Origin of the sequence: Streptomyces spongiae (assembly GCF_009377185.1) — a bacterium.
Classification (GTDB): Bacteria; Actinomycetota; Actinomycetes; order Streptomycetales; family Streptomycetaceae; genus Streptomyces; species Streptomyces spongiae.
Genome location: NZ_VJZC01000914.1, coordinates 1 through 2,674 on the forward strand (window position 1 = coordinate 1; position 2,674 = coordinate 2,674).

General features: G+C 70.8%; 3 protein-coding genes. 1 reads left to right on the forward strand and 2 read right to left on the reverse strand.

The window, feature by feature from the left end; all coding sequences use genetic code 11:
• Positions 1 to 208, reverse strand: a 208-nt coding sequence (locus FNH08_RS48595) for a GNAT family N-acetyltransferase (protein WP_194238878.1), incomplete at its 3' end; no start/stop codon positions are given.
• Between the two features lie 93 nt (positions 209 to 301).
• On the opposite strand from FNH08_RS48595, the gene FNH08_RS48600 reads away from it, so the two are divergent.
• The gene (locus FNH08_RS48600) at positions 302 to 1,243 is read left to right on the forward strand and encodes an RluA family pseudouridine synthase (protein ID WP_152778294.1); all 942 of its coding nucleotides are present in this window, start codon (positions 302 to 304) and stop codon (positions 1,241 to 1,243) included.
• An 18-nt stretch (positions 1,244 to 1,261) separates the two neighbouring features.
• Here FNH08_RS48600 and FNH08_RS48605 read toward each other — a convergent pair.
• Positions 1,262 to 2,674: cytochrome P450 (locus FNH08_RS48605; protein ID WP_152778295.1), on the reverse strand; the 1,413-nt coding region annotated here is incomplete at its 5' end.

Genomic DNA, 2,674 nt, shown 5'->3' on the forward strand with positions numbered 1-2,674 from the left:
CGTCGATCCAGCCCCGCACCTCGTCCTCGGAGTCGGCCGCGCGGACGTGCCACTGGTGCATGACCGGGTCCTGGAATGCCTGATAGACGGCTGGGACGTCCTCCGACGTCCAGGGGCGCAGGAGCAGGCCGTTGTCGGCGGGGATCGTCGGCTGGGGGTGCTGGGCGAGGGTACCGGCCGAGAGGACCGCGCTGTTGAGATAAGGCATGATCGTCATCCTGCCAACGGGGCGCGGGGAGGGCATAACGCTTTTCAGCGCCCCCTCGGCCCGCGGTCAGTACCCCTCGTAGGCTTGATCGTGATGAGACGCCGCACTCCGCCCTCGCCCCCTCCCCTGCCGCAGCGCGACGGGGTGGATCCCGTGCGCGTGCGGTTGCCGGCCGGGGACGCGTGGGCGACCGTGCGGGATCATCTCGTGGCGCGGCTGGCGGCCGGGGCCGGGGTGATCGACGAGATGCTCGATGCGGGGCGGATCGTGGACGCCGCCGGGCGTCCGGTGCCACGGGACATGGCGTACGTGCCGGGGATGTACGTGTGGTTCCACCGGGAGCTGCCCGACGAGGAGCGGGTGCCGTTCGCGGTCGACGTCGTCTACCGGGACGAGCACGTGGTGGTGGCCGACAAGCCGCACTTCCTGGCCACCACGCCACGCGGCAGCCATGTCGCCGAGACGGCCCTGGCGCGGCTGCGGCGGGAGCTGGGCGTCCCGACGCTGAGCGCCGCGCACCGACTGGACCGGCTGACGGCCGGGCTGGTGCTGTTCACCGTGCAACTCGAGGAGCGCGGCGCGTACCAGTCGCTGTTCCGGGACAAACGGGTGGCGAAGGAGTACGAAGCCGTGGCCCCGTACGACCCCTCACTGGACCTGCCCCGCACCGTGCGCAGCCGGATCCTCAAGGAGCGCGGAGTCGTGGCGGCCCGCGAGGTCGAGGGCGAGCCCAACGCCGTCAGCCGGGTCGAGCTGCTCGAACACCGGAACGGGCGTGCCCGGTACCGGCTGATACCCCGTACCGGACAGACGCACCAACTGCGGGTACACATGAGCGCATTGGGGGTACCGATCCTCGGCGATCCCCTCTATCCGGTGGTGACCGGCCCCGTGGCGGCCGGTGACTTCCGACGTCCGCTCCAACTGCTGGCGCGGGCCCTGGAGTTCACCGATCCGGTCACGGGGCGCGAGCACAGGTTCATCAGCTCGCGTGTGCTGCGGGCCTGGTCGTCATACGAGGAGTGGGACAGGTAGCCCTTGCGTCCGGTCGGCTCAGTCGCCGCGCCACCAGCGCAGGAGGCGCCGGAACACCCCCGGTTGGCGCGCTGGAGCGGGCGCGGCCGCCGGTGTCGGAGCGGCAGGCTCCGGAGCTGTGGGCTGCGGTTGCTCCGTGGTGACCTGCCAGTTGTTCGGGCGCTGCGGGGGCACGAGGCTGATGGAGGGCCGTTGCAGGACATCCTGCTGGGGCTTCGGCGCGAACTTCACCGGCAGCTCCACCAGGTGCCGGTTCGAGATGGACGTCCGCCAGCGCAGCTCGTGCTCCTCGCAGGCGAGCTGGACGTCCGGGAGTCGGGTCAGCAGCGCGTCGACGCCGACGTCGGCGATGGCGCGGCCGATGTCCTGGCCCGGGCACTCGTGGGGACCGCCGCCGAAGGCGAGGTGGGAGCGGTTGCCCTGCATGTTGGCCTTGAGGTCGGGGCGAACGCGCGGGTCGACGTTGCCCGGCGCGATGCCGAAGAGGAGACCGTCGCCCTTGCGGATGCGCTGGCCTCCCAGTTCGGTCTCCTGCTTGGCGAAGTAGCCAATGATGGCACTGAACGGCGGCTCGTCCCACAGGGACTGCTCGACCGCCTGGGGCACCGTCATCTGGCCGCCGTTGAGCTGGGCGCGGAACCGCGGGTCGGTGAGCACGACCCGCAGTACGTTGGCGAGGAGGTTGGCGGTGGCCTCGTACGCGGCGATCAGGACGACACGCAGGTGCTGGCCGACCTCCTCGTCGGTGAGCCGCGCCGGGTGGTTGATGAGGTGGCTGGTGAAGTCGCCCTTGGGTTCGGCCCGGCGGCGGGCGGTGAGCCGCGTCAGGGCGTCCATGATGTACGCGTTGCTGGCGATGGCGGTCTCGGTGCCCTTGAGCATGTCGCGGGCGGCCTGCACGATCCTGTCGTTGTACTCGTCGGGCATACCGAGGATCTCGCACATCACCGCCATCGGCAGGTGCTCGGCGAACTGGCCGACCAGGTCGGCCCTGCTCCCCTCGCAGAACTTGTTGACGAGGTGCTGGGTCGCACGGTTGATGTGGCGGCGGATGCCCCGGTGGTCGATGGTCGACATGGCCCCGGTGACCGCGCCGCGCAGCCGCAAGTGCTCGTCGCCCTCGGCGTGGGAGCAGATGGGCTGCCAGTCGAGGTGCGGCATCAGCGGGTGGTCGGGCTTGACCGTGCCGTCCTGAAGCTTGTTCCAGATACGGGGGTCACGGCAGTACAGCGAGGGAGTGCGCACCATGTGCATGTTCTCGTTGTGGCCGAGCACCACCCAGATCGGCACATCATGGTGAAGCAGCGCGGGAGCCACGGGCCCGTGCTCGGCGCGGAGCTTCTCGTACACGGCTCCGAGGTCCTCCGCTTCGGGGCCGTAGAGCCGACGCAGCCCGCCGGTGCCGATGCCGTGCGCGGGGCAGCCGGGGGG